Annotated in this window: 14 protein-coding genes; 4 read left to right on the forward strand and 10 right to left on the reverse strand. The window is 53.5% G+C overall.

Annotated elements, in window-relative coordinates; genetic code table 11:
- Window positions 1-21 precede the first annotated feature (21 nt).
- A complete protein-coding gene (locus ABTW00_RS11475; protein WP_065357742.1) occupies window positions 22-1,803 on the forward strand; it encodes a sigma-54 interaction domain-containing protein in 1,782 nt (593 codons plus the stop codon).
- A gap of 94 nt (window positions 1,804-1,897) precedes the next feature.
- Here the strand turns inward: ABTW00_RS11475 and ABTW00_RS11480 are convergent, their stop codons facing one another.
- Window positions 1,898-2,188, reverse strand: coding sequence for a VF530 family DNA-binding protein (locus tag ABTW00_RS11480; RefSeq protein WP_064545441.1), 291 nt, complete (start codon window positions 2,186-2,188; stop codon window positions 1,898-1,900).
- A gap of 98 nt (window positions 2,189-2,286) precedes the next feature.
- Complete coding sequence (locus ABTW00_RS11485; protein WP_433640823.1) at window positions 2,287-2,658, reverse strand: hypothetical protein; 372 nt, start codon at window positions 2,656-2,658, stop codon at window positions 2,287-2,289.
- 416 nt (window positions 2,659-3,074) lie between these two features.
- On the opposite strand from ABTW00_RS11485, the gene ABTW00_RS11490 reads away from it, so the two are divergent.
- Complete coding sequence (locus tag ABTW00_RS11490) at window positions 3,075-3,791, forward strand: YebC/PmpR family DNA-binding transcriptional regulator (RefSeq protein WP_064545445.1); 717 nt, start codon at window positions 3,075-3,077, stop codon at window positions 3,789-3,791.
- Window positions 3,792-3,930: 139 nt separating this feature from the next.
- Here ABTW00_RS11490 and ABTW00_RS11495 read toward each other — a convergent pair whose 3' ends face one another.
- From ABTW00_RS11495 to galB, 4 genes are read right to left on the reverse strand one after another with little or no spacing between them, the layout of a single operon-like run.
- Window positions 3,931-4,806 carry a DUF1932 domain-containing protein gene (locus ABTW00_RS11495; RefSeq protein WP_433640825.1) on the reverse strand — a complete coding sequence of 292 codons (876 nt, stop codon included), beginning with the start codon at window positions 4,804-4,806 and terminating at the stop codon, window positions 3,931-3,933.
- Window positions 4,806-5,888, reverse strand: a complete 1,083-nt coding sequence (locus tag ABTW00_RS11500; RefSeq protein ID WP_433640827.1) for a 4-oxalomesaconate tautomerase — start codon at window positions 5,886-5,888, stop codon at window positions 4,806-4,808. The genes ABTW00_RS11495 and ABTW00_RS11500 overlap by 1 nt, the downstream gene beginning before the upstream one ends.
- A 2-nt stretch (window positions 5,889-5,890) precedes the next feature.
- Window positions 5,891-6,604 (reverse strand): 4-carboxy-4-hydroxy-2-oxoadipate aldolase/oxaloacetate decarboxylase, encoded by a 714-nt coding sequence (locus tag ABTW00_RS11505; RefSeq protein WP_433640829.1) that lies wholly within the window; start codon window positions 6,602-6,604, stop codon window positions 5,891-5,893.
- Window positions 6,601-7,341 carry a 4-oxalmesaconate hydratase gene (gene galB, locus ABTW00_RS11510; protein ID WP_433640831.1) on the reverse strand — a complete coding sequence of 247 codons (741 nt, stop codon included), beginning with the start codon at window positions 7,339-7,341 and terminating at the stop codon, window positions 6,601-6,603. Before galB ends, ABTW00_RS11505 begins: the two co-directional genes overlap by 4 nt.
- A gap of 128 nt (window positions 7,342-7,469) precedes the next feature.
- On the opposite strand from galB, the gene ABTW00_RS11515 reads away from it, so the two are divergent.
- Window positions 7,470-8,696 carry a LysR family transcriptional regulator gene (locus tag ABTW00_RS11515; protein ID WP_433641017.1) on the forward strand — a complete coding sequence of 409 codons (1,227 nt, stop codon included), beginning with the start codon at window positions 7,470-7,472 and terminating at the stop codon, window positions 8,694-8,696.
- On the opposite strand, the gene ABTW00_RS11520 is transcribed toward ABTW00_RS11515, so the two are convergent.
- Entirely contained in the window at window positions 8,693-9,955 is a 1,263-nt protein-coding gene (locus tag ABTW00_RS11520) for a gallate dioxygenase (RefSeq protein WP_433640833.1), read from the reverse strand. The genes ABTW00_RS11515 and ABTW00_RS11520 overlap by 4 nt on opposite strands.
- Window positions 9,956-9,968: 13 nt before the next feature.
- Window positions 9,969-11,339 (reverse strand): MFS transporter, encoded by a 1,371-nt coding sequence (locus ABTW00_RS11525; protein ID WP_433640835.1) that lies wholly within the window; start codon window positions 11,337-11,339, stop codon window positions 9,969-9,971.
- A 192-nt stretch (window positions 11,340-11,531) separates the two neighbouring features.
- On the opposite strand from ABTW00_RS11525, the gene ABTW00_RS11530 reads away from it, so the two are divergent.
- Window positions 11,532-11,753 carry a hypothetical protein gene (locus ABTW00_RS11530; RefSeq protein ID WP_433640837.1) on the forward strand — a complete coding sequence of 74 codons (222 nt, stop codon included), beginning with the start codon at window positions 11,532-11,534 and terminating at the stop codon, window positions 11,751-11,753.
- 50 nt (window positions 11,754-11,803) lie between these two features.
- Here the strand turns inward: ABTW00_RS11530 and ABTW00_RS11535 are convergent, their stop codons facing one another.
- On the reverse strand, window positions 11,804-12,421 hold the full coding sequence (locus ABTW00_RS11535; protein WP_433640839.1) for a TetR/AcrR family transcriptional regulator: 618 nt from the start codon (window positions 12,419-12,421) through the stop codon (window positions 11,804-11,806).
- Window positions 12,360-15,539: a multidrug efflux RND transporter permease subunit gene (locus ABTW00_RS11540; RefSeq protein WP_433640841.1), complete on the reverse strand. Its 3,180-nt coding sequence runs from the start codon at window positions 15,537-15,539 to the stop codon at window positions 12,360-12,362. The genes ABTW00_RS11535 and ABTW00_RS11540 overlap by 62 nt, the downstream gene beginning before the upstream one ends.
- Window positions 15,540-15,542: the final 3 nt, after the last annotated feature.

Genomic DNA, 15,542 nt, shown 5'->3' on the forward strand with positions numbered 1-15,542 from the left:
TAGCTTTCAGTGAGTGATATTATGATACCTTCCAGCTCGTCATCTATCTTGATGCAAATTCAGCCGACAATTCAACGCTTTGCCCGTATGCTCTCCAGCGTTCTCCAGCTTGAAGTTGAAATTGTCGACAATTCGCTGTGCCGCGTGGCCGGTACGGGAAGTTACGGAAAATTTCTCGGTCGCAAATTAAATACAGATTCGCGACTTCTTCGTTACATTATCGAAACAAAGAAGGAGAAGGTAGTTACCCATTCTCGTTTTGACCCGCTCTGTAAAGGCTGTGAAAGTAAGGATACTTGCAAAGAAAAGGCCTTCCTTGGCACGCCGGTGATTTATCAGGAGCAGTGCGTCGGCGTTATTAGTCTGATTGCGCTGACGCGCGACCAGCAGGAGCGAATAAATGATAACATCACCGAGTTTTCCGATTATGTCCGTCACGTCTCTTCCATATTTGTCTCCCGCTTACTTGAGGATCAGAGCGGTGGCGACAATATCCAGAAAATGTTTTTAACGATGCTTGACAATATGGACCAGGGAGTACTGGTTGTTAGTCAGGAACAGAAAGTCAAATTTGTTAATCAGGCAGCGTTAAAAATCCTTGGGGCCACTCAGGGTAATATGGTGGGTAAAGAGATTCATTTTCGGCCGCTGACGTTCGCGCAAAATTTTATTCGCGGTCACGTTCAACATGTCATTTCTATTGATGATAAGAAAGAGCTTATCATTGGTCAGTTGCACGCCATTCAGGATCAGTGGCTGTTCCTGATGGCGTTTCATCAGTCACACTCTTCGGCAGATATTACCGCGCCGCAGGAAGGGCCGCAGATTGAACAGATGGTTGGAGAATGTCGGCCAATGCGGCAGCTGAAAAAGCTGATTACTCGCGTTGCCCCAAGCCCATCAAGCGTGATGATTGTCGGGGAAAGCGGAACCGGTAAAGAGGTCGTTGCCCGTGCGGTGCACAAGCTGAGCGACCGCAAAGATAAGCCGTTTATTGCCATTAATTGTGCAGCCATTCCCGAACAGCTGCTGGAAAGCGAGCTGTTCGGTTATGTGAAAGGGGCTTTTACCGGTGCATCGGCGAATGGCAAAACGGGGCTGATTCAGGCCGCTAATTACGGGACGCTGTTTCTGGATGAAATTGGCGATATGCCGCTCACGCTGCAGGCCAAGCTGTTGCGCGCTATTGAATCCCGTGAGATTCAGCCGGTAGGGGCAAGTCATCCGGTTCCGGTGGATATTCGTATCATTTCCGCCACCAATCAGAATCTTGAGCAGTTTATCGCCGAAGGTAAGTTCCGTGAAGATCTCTACTATCGGCTTAACGTCATTCCGCTACGTCTACCGCCGTTGCGTGAACGCCAGGATGATATTGAACTGCTGATTCACTATTTCCTGCATCTGCATACCCGGCGGCTGGAACTGGTCTATCCCGGCGTCGCGCCAGAGGTGATTGCGCTGCTGAAAAGCTATCGCTGGCCTGGCAATATTCGTGAACTGAGTAACCTGATGGAGTATCTGGTCAACGTGGTACCTTCCGGCGAAGTGATCGATGTTTCTCTGCTACCGCCAAACCTGGTAAGCAGCGGCAAGGCCGGCGAGCGCGCGGATACACCGGGGTCAACTGTGGTCAGAGCCGTGAAAGATGAGGAGGGAGTGACCGGGCTCGAAGAGATGGAACGGCAGATGATTCGTGATGCGTTAAGCCGCTATAGCAATAAAAAGCAAGCGGCAGACGAGTTAGGCATCGGGATTGCCACGTTGTATCGCAAGATCAAAAAATACGATCTCATCGTAGTCTAGGCCGGTCGGCTTGCTCGATATAAATGACGGTAAGCTGGTGGCAGTACGGAGGGGAAATCGCAACCACGCACAACCGGTGGTTGCGTTCTTTATATTAACTCTCGCGCTTAGCGCGGCTGTTCGCCCATGGATCAAACGTCGGTTCCGCCGGCGTAATTGCTTTTTCGTCAGTCAACGAGTCCAGATACAACGCTTCCACTTCCGCACGAGCCCAGGGCGTTCGGCGCAAAAACTTCAAACTTGATTTCACGCTCGGGTCGTTCTTGAAACAGTTGATGTTGATAAGCTTCGCTAACTGCTGCCATCCATAACGGTCAACCAGCGCGTTAACCTGCATTTCAAGGGTTACGCCGTGTAAAGGATCTTTGGAAGTCTGCGTGGTCATTGGATTCCGTAATTACTGATGGATAGGCGAGGGAAGGGTACAAGAAACCATCGCCAGCGGCAACGGTTGCGTTTTGCGGGATAACGACATTCCGGGTGTTAAAAACATGCTCGCTGAGTGATGTATTTACCCACATCGACCACTGTCAGCGTTTGCGGATCGGCATTGAGTACCACATTGCGAATCTGCGGGCAAAAAAGTTCGCTGCTCGAACGGCTGCATTCAAGCTGTATTAATGGCCGACTGACATGTTCGGTTTGTACATGGCGAAGCATGCCCTGATCGTTGCATTCATATCCCTGGCGACGAACTTTCTCTCTGGCATCGCCAAGGCGCATGCCAATCACGTTCAGATTCGCGACTTCTTCAGCGAGTGTGGTATCAGAGACACGCGTGAGTGAACAACCGCAGGTGGTGCCGAGCAGGAACAGTATACAAAACGCAGAAACGAGTTTATGTTTTGGCATCATAAGGTTAAGAACCTTGGCAAGGTACGACAAAGGTAGACGCTTACTCTTATTGTTGCAATAAAAAACGGGTTAGCGTCGCTACGTCAATTCTGAGGGAAATGACCCGCGACAAAACGCAGATTTCACGTAGCGCACGATACCCTACAATACCTGCGCTATCACATTTGTTATTTTATTTATATATTTCCAGCGTAGATAAATTATTAAAATAAATAAAAAACAGGCTCAAAAGAAAGCATAGGCATTGTTTATCTATAATGTTAAATATTGATAGAGTTAAAGTAACATTCCGAAAAACTTAGCTTTTCCATTTCTCATGGACGAATATTTATACATTGTGATATAATATGGCGGATAAAGCAAATAGATTATTATTCTGCCAGTAATGTAAATAAATTGTCGAGGAGAGCATCCCAGTGGGACGTAAATGGGCCAATATTGTTGCTAAAAAAACGGCTAAAGACGGTGCAACGTCTAAAGTATATGCAAAGTTCGGTGTGGAAATCTATGCTGCTGCTAAACAAGGTGAACCAGATCCAGAGTTAAACACGTCTTTAAAATTCGTTATTGAACGTGCTAAGCAAGCCCAAGTTCCAAAACACGTTATTGATAAAGCCATTGATAAGGCTAAAGGTGGCGGGGATGAGACGTTCGTACAAGGCCGTTATGAAGGTTTTGGACCGAGTGGTTCAATGATTATTGCTGAAACATTGACTTCCAATGTTAACCGTACGATCGCGAATGTCCGCATGATTTTCAATAAGAAAGGCGGCAACATCGGTGCGGCGGGCGCGGTCAGCTACATGTTCGATAATACTGGCGTGATTGTATTTGAAGGAACAGACTCCGATCGTATTTTTGAAATTTTGCTTGAAGCTGAAGTTGATGTTCGTGATGTAACCGAAGAAGAAGGAAACATCGTTATTTATACCGAACCTACAGACCTTCATAAAGGTATTGCAGCTCTGAAAGCAGCCGGAATTACTGAATTCTCAACGACAGAATTAGAAATGATTGCACAATCTGAAGTTGAGCTTTCACCAGAAGATTTGGAAATCTTTGAAGGTCTTGTTGATGCCCTTGAAGATGACGATGATGTACAAAAAGTATATCACAACGTTGCAAATCTCTAATTGAGGTTGTAATCGTTGTGATTGGGGAGCAGCGTTTTAAGCGAGGGTTTCACTTTAGTTTGCTGCTCCTTTTGGTAACGCGTATAACGCACAACGTGCTGCAGGATCGTCCTTCTTCCTTACACGCTGCTCGGTGCGTTTAAATGTTGTCTTTAAGCAACGCTGTCAGCGCTTTCCAGTTAAACGGCTCAAGCTGCGCATAGGTAATTCCTAGCGCGGCCATACGTTCTGGCAGGTGGCGTTGGGCTATCGCCGTCGCCTGACTCATCACACTATCACCCGCTGCGTCGCGAAGGGTTTTGACCACTTCTTCCATCTCTTCGCTGCGTCGGAAGCCATGCTCGGCAACGCGGCTTATCAGGTAGCCGGGGAAGGCATCATTCCAGCCCAATGAGGGGAAGCTGGCGTGTAGCGATGCCAGCACCGCTTCCTCAACGCCGTACCGGTGGGCGGCGAACAGGCATTCGACGGTAAGCGCTTCCAGTCCTTTGATCATTACGCTGCGGCACATCTTGATTGCCGACACGCTGCCAATGTCGTTCCCACCGTAGCGGGCATGACATCCTAGCGCGGTCAGTAATTCGGCGATAGCTTCCCCCTGTGGGCCCCCGATCAGCAAAGGCGTTCTGAGTGCTGCGGGGGGAACAGGCGCCATCACCGCGACATCAACGTAAGTGCCGGGCTTAAAGCGTTCGGCAGCCTGCCGCTTGGTCTGTGGGGCGACGGAGTTTAGGTCAAGGAAATACTGCTTATCCGCCATCAGCGGGGCTGCTTGTGACGCGACATCTAACGCGGATCCTGCGGTGACGGTGGAAAAGATGAGTTCGGCACCTGTCAACGCGTCGGCCAGTGAGATTGCTGCCCGCACGCCTCCCTGACGCGCCTTCATTATCATTGCATCGCGCTCGGGACCATTAAACTTGCAATCCCAGACGGTGACCGGGTTCTCTTTTGCCAGTGCATCAGCAAGAATGCCTCCTGCTTCACCATAGCCTATAAATGTTATTGTCGTCATCACAGCTCCTCACGCGGCCATACGCTGGCCGGAATACAAACGTCGCCGATGAACAGCAGCCGCGCCGTGCGCAGCAGACCGCAGCCTGTCAGTTGGCCGTTATCAGCAAGCTGGAGCGCCACGCTGAATTCACCGGTTGGGTGCTCAACGCTCAGTTCTGGCATACGCTCAAGGCTCGCCAGCTCTTGCGCCACTGAGCCTTCAATAAGACAGGCGCTGGCGACGCTCACCGCGCCGAAAACGCCAATCGAGGTATGGCAGCGGTGCGGAATAAAAGTACGACTGCTGATAGCTCCCCCGGTGCGCGGCCTGGCAATTAGCGTCATTTTGGGAACCGTGCGTTGCGACACGTCTCCCAGATTCATGCGTGGTCCGGCCTGCAGGCGAATAGACTCCAGCCGCTGCTTCAGCTCATCGTCTGCGTCGAGCTGTTCACGGGTCTCATAACCTGTGCGCCCGAGGTCGCTGGCACGGACAAGGATCACCGGCATACCATTATCGATACAGGTTACATCGATGCCGTCGAAGCGATCCCGAGACTGTCCGGTCGGGAGCAGCGCGCCGCAGCTTGATCCCGCCACGTCGAGAAAATTGAGCACAATTTTACTGGCCGTACCGGGTACGCCATCAATGCGGGTCTCGCCCGCATACTCCACGCCTTCGTTGTCACAGGGCACTTCTGCAACCGCAAGCTGGCCGGTGTTCTCCATATAGATGCGCACCCGGGTTAGGGGGGCGACGCAGTCAACCAGGCCGCGCTCAATGGCAAAAGGTCCAACAGCAGCAAGAATGTTGCCGCAGTTCTGACCGTAATCGACCACGGCACGATCGACGTTCACCTGGGCAAAAAGGTAATCGACATCGGCATCTGGCCGAGCCGAGCGGCGAATGATTGCCACCTTGCTTGTAAGCGGATCGGCTCCGCCAATGCCGTCGATTTGACGTGCATCGGGCGAGCCCATCGCCGCTAGCAGCACTGCGTCCCGACTTGCGGGTTCCACCGGTAAATCGTCCGCGAGAAAGCAGGCTGCCTTAGAGGTGCCTCCGCGCATCAGTAGGCAGGGAATTCTGCGTTGTGCCATGTTTAGCTCTCCACGTCTTCAGCGTTATCGTAATAACGCAGCCCTTTCTCGGCGAGACGCGGACGCATTGCGTAGATATCCAGCCCCAGTTCGCCGTTCCCCATCCGCTCTCGTTTCGCTTCTTCGTTCGCTATTCGGGTTTCGGCTTTTACCAACACCTCGCGGGCAAACGCGTGCGGGATGACCACCACGCCGTCGTCGTCGGCGACAATCACATCCCCCGGCGTCACCAACTGGCCTGCACAGATAATCGGGACGTTAACCGAGCCCAGCGTCTCTTTCACCGTACCCTGGGCGTAAACCTGCCGGGACCAGACGGCAAAGCCCATCTCGCGGAGGGTATGCGAATCACGGATACCGATATCACCCACCAGGCCCACGACGCCGCGCGACTGTAACGACGTTGCCAGCAGGTCGCCAAAAAAACCATCCCCGCAGGGTGAAGTGGGGGCTACCACGAGGATATCGCCCGGACGGCACTGCTCGACTGCAACGTGGAACATCCAGTTATCGCCGGGCGTGACCAGCACGGTGACTGCGTTTCCGGCACGGCATATGCCCTGTTGTATTGGTCTGATGTACGGGGCCATAAGCCCCTGTCGGTCATAAGCTTCGTGAAGCGTAGCTACCCCTGCAGCGCTGAACTGACGCAGGGTGGTATTGTCCTTGCGTGGAAGGGAGCGGATGACAACGCCTTTACGGTTAAGCAGGTTCATGCAAGATTCTCCGTCACACGAGGGAAGATGCTCTGGAAAGCTTCGGCATGCACGATGTCACGTGCGGCGGTGATGCCGATATTACGTTTAGCCTGCACGCCCCGCTGGAGCGCCACGCGAGTATAGTATTCCCACAGGTGTTCCTGGCCCTGCATGCACTGGATTGCCTGATACTTTTTCTCCCAGACGCGGGTGATGTCCAGCAGGACGTCCGGCTTCCAACTGCACTGTTCAGGCTGATGCGGCTCAAAACAATAGACTGGCGGCGCCTGCACGACAGGTTCACCCGGACGGTATCCTTCTGCCTGGGCGATAATGCGGGCTTCCTGCGCGAGGTTCGACGCCATCGGATGATCGTAGTTATAGGGATCCTGCATGGAGTGGGTCAGGACAAAGTGCGGCTGCACTCGACGATAAACATCCGCCAGGCGGAACAGGGTCTCTTTGTCGGCACGCAGCGGATAGTCACCAATATCAAAAAACTCCACGCTGGCCCCGAGAATGTTGGCAGCAGCCTGCGCTTCTTCCCGACGATGATGTTTTACCGTTTCTTCAGTCATATTGCCTTTGCGCCACAGTTTAGCGGACTCCCCGCGCTCGCCGAACGACAGGCAGACGATATGCACCTGATAGCCCTGCTCGACGTGCAGGGCTATCGCGCCACCTGCACGCCAGACGAAATCAGCGGAGTGGGCGCTAACGACAAGGGCACTTTTTTCACGAATCGGTTGGGACATGGTGTCTTCCTCTGTTGTTTTTTGTCAGCTTGTCATGTCCCGTCACAGGAAGGTAATTCGTTAACTTGTGAACGCTATGATTTTTATTTATGTTGTTATTGAATTCATTGAGTGGTGTTGGGCCGATCATGCAGAGAAAAATACGAAGCAAATCGATAAATATTATGCAGCTACGCTTTTTCTGTCAGGTAGCTTTAAGGGGAAGTGTTTCCCGTGCCGCCGATGATTTATTTCGTACACAGTCCGCCATTACGCGTGCAATACGCGACCTGGAAGCCTCACTGAACGTCATTCTTTTCGAGCGTCACTACAGCGGTATGGTGCTTACGGAGTACGGAAAATGCATATTACCGCGCGCCAGGCGGGCGGTAGAGGATTTGCAGGCAGTGCCTGCCCTGATGCAAAAACTAAGGGTGCGCACCAGCGCGTCTACCGCGCTGCCGGATGCAGGCTGGCTATTTCATACCCGTCGACTGGAAATTTTTATTCAACTGTATCATGTCAATCATACCCAGACCGTCGCGACCCAGCTCGGGGTGACGCAGCCGGCCATCAGCGCAGCACTTAAAATTCTTGAGAAAGGGGCCGACGCGACGCTATTTCGTCGTACTCCGGAAGGGGTTCGTCCGACAGCTGCGGCAGACGTACTTTATCCCCACATCAGTCGGTCGCTGAACGAACTGGATAATATCTGGAGCGATCTCGCCGCCCGGCGCGGCGTGCTGGAGGGAAGCGTGCGTATAGGTGCGCTGCCACTTAGTCGGACACAACTGCTACCCGGAGCGATCGCCAGTTTCCTGGCGCGCCATCCCAACATCACAATAATGACGAACGAGAGCCCGTATGAGTCTCTGGTGTCGGACATGCGCGCGGGCAATATTGATTTTATTATTGGCGCCTTGCGTCAGAATGAGGATCTCCCCGACCTGAAAAGCGAGGCGCTCTTTGAAGAGGATATGCTGATTCTGGCGCGCAATGACCATCCATTGCTGCACGATCCTGATCCCAGAAGCAAGCTGGCGCAGGCGCAGTGGGTGCTACCTCGCTCAAACGCTCCGGCGCGGCATCTGCTGGACAATGCCTTTCTCATCTCAGGGCTACCTCTACCACAGCCCTGTGTTGAAACCGGTGATGCGGCAATGGTGCGTGGCCTGCTGCTTCACTCCGATATGTTGGCTGCGGTCTCTACAAGCCAAATGCGCTATGAAATTGAGAACGGGCTGCTCACCGTTTTGCCAGTCCGTTTGCCCGATACTACACGCCGTATCGGGCTGACCTTTCGGGAAGGGAGCCTACCGTCACCGGCAACGCAAGCCTTGCTCACTTTTATTCATAACCACGTGGCGAAAGGTTAACGGGTGCCAGCGACAGAATAGGTGACCTGTTGGTTTCGCGTTTTCTGAAATTCCTCCAGCGTTTGACCGCGCATGGCGGCGTAAATATGCAGATTCGATACACCGACTACTGCGCCCATTTTCTCCAGCAGGAAAAAGCTCGCGCCGTACTGGATCAAACCACGCCAGTCGCGTTCGTTCAGCAGACGTTGTTCCTCCTGGCTCAGCTCGGCCTCCTCATACAGTGCCTGCGGCGCACTCAGGAAACGCTGGCGCCAGGTGGGCTGCGTCAGCTTATGCAGAAAGTTGTTCAGCCGAAGGCCGTTCAGACTGCGCTCATGCGTAAAAGGATACGTTCCCGGCAGGTTATCAACACCAGCCAGTTGCTGTGCCATATGCTGGCGGTGGCGGGTCAGGGTGTCCACAGGCGGCGTGCGTGCGTTATTTTCCAGAATAAGCGTGGCAATGCCGGTCATTGAGGGCAGGTAGTAATCACGCCAGGTCTCCGTGACATTGGCCGAAAGGGCGCCGCGCATCACCAGCCACATAATAACCTCAGAGCCTTCCATACCGCCCAGAGTCGCATATTCACTGATGGTTATTTCGGTGAGTTTTTCCGGGTCGTTAACTAGCATATCGACAAACTGCGCGTCCCAGTCGGTATTGTTGAATCCGCAGCGTTCCCCGTGCACCTGATGCGACAGCCCGCCGGTGGCGACAATCGCCACGTCAATATCCTCCGGATAGCTTTCAATGGCACGCCGTAATGCCTGGCCCAGCTTATAGCAACGTTTTGCGCTCGGCACAGGGAATTGCAGTACGCCGATTTGCAGCGGGATCACGCGGGTTGGCCATCCCTCTTCTTGCTGCCAGGGCAGAAGCGCCGACAGGGGGGAAAACAACCCGTGGTCCAGTTTTTTATTCATAAAGAACGACATATCAAACTCATCGGCCATCAGGCTTGCACCAATATGCCGCGAGAGTGCCGCATCGCCTTTTACCGACGGCAGATTGCGCGGGCCGCCGCCTTCGTCTGCTACGCCATACTCTTTGTCAATTCCGAGGGTAAACGCGGAATAGTGGTCAAAGAAAAATGCGGTCACATGATCGTTAAAGATGTAGACCAACGCATCGGGCTTTTTCTCATCAAGCCAGCGCTGAAGGGGCTCGAAGCTTTGGAAAATAGGGGTCCACGCCGGATCCTGCTGTTTGTGGTGATCAACCGCGAAGCCAATCGTCGGCGTGTGTGAGACGGCAATACCGCCAAGTATTCGGGCCATAATGAAACTCCAGTTATCGGTTACGCAGGGTTTGCGCCAGGGCGCTCATTTCTGCCTCTGTTGCTCGAGGCTCTTTTCGGTTCATACGGTGCATCAAAATAGCGATGCCCGCCAGACAAGCTGACAAAGCGAGCACCAGGAAAATGGATGAGTGCCCCGGAACGGCCAGCATGATGACGCCGCCGAGCGTAGAGCTCAGAATCGCCCCCGTGCGGCCGATGCCGTGCATCCAGCTTACGCCCGTGGCGCGAATTTCCGTTTGGTAATAGGCGGGGGAATAAGCCTGAAGACCATTTTGCGCCCCATTAATGCACATCCCGCTGATGAAGATCAGCACCGCCAGCGCCACTGAACCGAAATCCATCAGTCCTTGCGCTAACAGACACAGGCAACCAAGGAAATAGGTAAGGGCAATGACTTTTTTGGCGGCAGTGCGGTCCATCATATAGCCGACGATAATACCGCCAAGTGGACCACCAAGCTGGAACAGGCCGGTGATGATCGCAGCCTGCTGCAGTGAGAGCCCTCCGGAACGCAGAATCGTAGGTAGCCAGCCATTAAGCAGGTAAATGACAAACAGTCCCATAAAATAGGTCAGCCACAATGCAACTGTCCCTCTGGCGTATCCGTGACGGAACAGTTGAATCACCTTACTGCTGCGCGATATCTGCGGGGTATTCAATGTGAAGATATTATTTTCATTGAAGTTTCCACCCAGACGATTCAGCACGTTGGCAATTTTTTCTGTTGGCACTCGGCGGGCAACCATGCTCATAGCCGACTCTGGTAGCAGGGCGATCATAATGGGCAGCAGAACCAGCGGTAGCACACCGCCGAAAATCAGCGCCGAATGCCAGCTGTAGCGCGACAGCAGAGCAGCGGCAATAAATCCACCCAGTCCGGAGCCGACATTAAATCCACTGTACATCAGGGTAATCATTAATCCTTTACGGCGTTCAGGCATGTATTCCGCAACTAGCGTGACGCAGTTTGGCATGACAGCCCCTAAACCTAACCCGGTGAGAAAGCGCATTAGCGCCATTTGTAGCGGGCTTTGCGCTGCTGCAGCAGCCAGGCTGAAAAGGGCGAACAAAGCAACTGACCAGAGCAGGACCCGCTTGCGGCCATAACGATCCGACAACGGCCCTGCGACCAAAGCACCGATAGCGACGCCGAACATGGCAGCGCCCAGTATCGGGCCTAGTTGAGCGCGACTGATACCCCAGTCTTCAATTAACGCAGGAGCAATAAAGCCCATAACTGCGGCATCGTAACCATCAAGCATAATGATAAGAAAGCAAAGGAGCAGGACATGCCACTGAAAACGTGATATTGGCCGGGCATCGATCCACGCCTTTACATCAACGATGTTTGTTTGATTCATAGAGTGACTTCCTTAAGCAGGCGGTATGAATGTTCTGTTTGTGTTATGTGATGAACGTTCGCATACAACTTAAGGCAGGCGACGAATTGTGTCTGGTTCAAAAAACCAAGCACAGGTATGAGTTCTATTTATAATGTGATGGATCTGGCGAAAACCAGGGGGTTGTGAGGACAAGCAGAACAGGGCTGATTAATGATATCCGCCAAAAGGGATGATCTATACACGGCCAGCATCACCATCATCGCTTTGGGCGTCACAGAATGGATCATCGGCGAGGTGTTAATCGCCATTCGCGGGCTGCTAGTGATGTTATTGTGCAATGCGCTGCTGCACGCGCACTGGTTTCTGGAAGGCGCCAGGCATTCTGGCGCTGTCGCGGATCCTGTTCGGCGGGCAGGCGGCCGGGGATTTTAGCTGAGGGCCGGTTGTTCGCGTTTAATCCCTCTGCAAGGGGGGCGGCGACGCTATGGCTTATAGCCCCAGGCCGTAAGGAAGACGGTAATCGAACACTCGGCGAGCTGGTCGAGCTTTTCTGGGGCTACCGCTTTTTGCGCAATTAATGCTCCCGGAAGCAGATATCCCATAATCGCGCCGAGAAACGCCGTCGCCTGGAGCTCCGGGTCGTTGATGGTCAGGAGCCCTTCGTCTCGTTTCTGCGCCAGTATTTCGCCTAGCGCCTGCAAAACGCGACCTGAGGGGCGCTGTTCAAGCGTGTGGTATAGCTCGGGCTTTTGTACCAGCACCTGGATCAGCAGGCGCTGAAAATGGATATTCTCCGGCGTATAAAAGTGTTGCTGCACGACCTTAGCGAACCCGCGCAACAGCGTGGGAAGATCCTGATGACTTTCCTGCAAGAGCTGACGTAACGGCGGCTGCATGTTGTCATTAAGCAACTCAAAGGTTTCCAGCAACAGGGCGTCTTTACCGCCGGGAAAATGGCTGTATAGCGTCGGTCGCGTGGTCCCTGCTTCTGCCGCAATTGTATCGAGAGAGACATCAAGTCCGTACTCAAGAAACAGCTTACGAGCGGTTTGTAAAATGCGAGGGCGGGCTTTCATCGGCCGCCCGCGTTGATTGACCATCGATTGAATCCTTACTGTTTGCGTCTTTTAGCCGCATGATTCCTCGCTGCACCAGCAGGAAAAAGAGTGGAACGAAAAGCAGCGTGAGCAGCGTCCCGCTGAGCATACCGCCGATTACCGCGGTTCCAATTTCTCGTTGGCTGGAAGCGCCTGCACCAGTAGAGAGTACCAGAGGGATAACGCCGACAACAAATGCAAGTGAAGTCATGATGATAGGGCGCAAACGCAGGCGTGCGCCTTCCAGAGAAGCCTCATACAGCGGTTTCTCTTGCCGGTAGTGCGCAAGGGCAAACTCAACGATCAGGATGGCATTTTTGGCTGAAAGGCCCATCGTCGTCAGCATTCCGACCTGGAAGTAGATATCATTTTCAAACCCGGCGAGTAAAGAGGCGCTGACGGCGCCCACGATACCAAGGGGAATAATCAGCATAACGGCAATCGGAACAGACCAGCTCTCATATAAGGCGGCCAGACATAAAAACATAAAAGCCAGAGAGGCCAGATACACCCATAGCGTTTGTACCGAAGATGCCTGCTCCTGCCAGGATAAACCGCTCCATTGCAGATCAAACCCGCTCAGCGCGCTCACCAGTCCGGACATCTCCGTCATTGCTGAACCCGAACTGATGCCCGCTGCTGCGCTCCCCTGAAACTGCACGGCCGGCAGACCATTGAATCGTTGAAGCATCTGCGGTCCGGTGGTCCAGCGCGATGACGAGAAACTATCGAAGGAGGTCATATTGTCGCTGCTGCCGCGGACAAACCAGGCGGATAAATTTTCCGGCGTTGAACGCCAGGGCGCATCTCCTTGCATATAAACGCGCTTTACGCGCCCGCGGTCGATAAAGTCGTTGATATACACGCCGCCCCAGGCGGCCGAGAGGGTGCTGTTGATATCGATCTGATCCAGGCCCTGAGCCTGCGCTTTTTGTCTGTCGATATCAACCTGTAGCTGCGCCTTTTCTTCCAGGCTATTCATCCGTACGGCGGTAAGGTTGGGGTTTTCTCTGGCAGCATTGAGCAGGCTGGATTGTGCCAGGATAAGCGCCGGGTAGCCGCTTTCCGAACTGTCCTGTAGCCATAACTCGAAGCCGCTCGATTGCCCAAGCCCGCGCACGACTGGCGGAGACATAATAGTGATGTTGGCCAGCCGGGAGGTTTTATTAAAATACTGGTTTGCCCGCGCAATAATCGCTCTGGCGCTATTATGTTCTCCAGGTCGCTCATCCCAGTGCTTTAATTCGGCAAAGGCCATACCCACGTTCTGCCCGCTGCCGGCGTTATTTCTTCCGGTGACCATAAAAATGACGTGCAGGTTGTTTTCCTCCTCGGTCATAAAATAGCGAGTAATTTCAGCGCCGACCTCCTCGGTCATTGCTATCGGCGAACCCGAAGGGAGGGTAAACTGAACCATCACCGCGCCCTGATCTTCTTCAGGCAAAAAACCGGTTGCAAGCTGCTGATATTGCCAGAACATCAAACAGGTCAGCGACAGCGCAAGGAGCACAAAGCGGAACGGGCGGCCGACTATCTGACGGAGTATGGCAAGATAGCGATTCTGACAGATAGCAACACCGCGATTGAACCTGCTGAAAAATACCCCTTTTTTAATCTGTCCAGGCTTTAGCAGGTGGGCGCACAGCGTTGGCGTCAGCGTCAGGGCAACCAGTGCAGAAAGCGCCATCGCGGAGACAATGGTCACGGTGAACTGGCGATAAATAATCCCTACCGATCCCCCGAAGAACGCCATAGGAATAAAAACAGCGCAGAGGACCAGTGCGATACCGATCAGCGCGCCGGTTATCTCATTCATGGATCGTAGCGTAGCCGCCAGCGGCGTGAGGCTTTCCTCTGCCATCAAGCGTTCAACGTTCTCCACCACCACAATGGCGTCATCTACCAGAAGACCAATCGCCAGCACCATCGCGAACAGAGTGAGGGTATTCACGTTGTAGCCCAGCAGGCTGAGGATGCCGAAAGTCCCCAGCAGGACCACCGGCACCGTCAGGGCCGGAATTAGCGTCGCCCGCCAGCTCTGAAGAAAGAGGTACATCACCACGATCACAAAAAGAATCGCTTCAATTAGCGTGCGTACCACGCTTTCGATAGAGACCGTCACAAACGGCGTGCTGTCACGGGGGTAAGCGGCAACAACGCCTTGCGGAAAGCGCGACGCCAGACGTTCGACCTCTGCCCGTATTTTCTCCGCCGTTTCCAGCGCATTGGCCCCTGAAGCCAGTTGAATTGAGATCCCGGCGGAGGGAAAACCGTTAAGCGTGGTTTGGTTCTGGTAGTTTTCCGCACCGATCTCAACGCGGGCAACGTCACGCAGATAGACTACCGAACCGTCGCTGCGGGTGCGCAAAATGATGTTTTCAAACTGTTCCGGGCGTTCCATCCGCAACTGTGTGGTCACCGTTGCGTTCAGGTATTGTCCTTCAAGAGTAGGTAGCGCGCCAATTTCGCCGCTGGTGACCTGCGAATTCTGCGCTTCGATGGCGACCTGCACGTCCGAGGGCATCAGACCGTAGCTGTTCAGTTGAAGAGGGTTGAGCCAGATGCGCATCGCATACTGTGCACCAAACACGGTCGTTTCACCCACGCCTTCAATTCGGCTCAGCGGCTCCTGCAGGGAACTGACCAGGAAGTCGCTAATATCAAGGCTGGTTAACCGCTTACTTTGATCATAGAGGGCTACCACCATCAGGCTGTCGCCCTGTGATTTTGTTACCGTGATACCTTGCTGCTGAACCTCCTGAGGTAAGCGCGTAATTGCTTGATTGACCACATTTTGTACCTGAACCTGCGCCATGTCAGGGTTAATGCCCTGGTCGAAACTGAGGCTAATTCGCGCCTGGCCTGCCGAACTGCTGCTGGAAGAAAAATAGAGCAGTCCATCAATACCTTTGATCTGCTGCTCCAGCACCTGAGTCACGCTGTCTTCAACGGTTTCAGCAGAGGCTCCGGGGTAGTTTGCCGTGACGTTGACGCCGGGAGGGGCAATATCCGGATATTGTTCTATCGGCAGCGTCATCAGTGCAAAGGCACCGGTGGCTATAATACAAATGGCGATGACGGCGGCGAAAACGGGGCGAAAAACGAAAAAGCGTGCCAGCATCGT

This window comes from Kluyvera georgiana, from assembly GCF_050990895.1.
Lineage (GTDB): Bacteria > Pseudomonadota > Gammaproteobacteria > Enterobacterales > Enterobacteriaceae > Kluyvera > Kluyvera georgiana.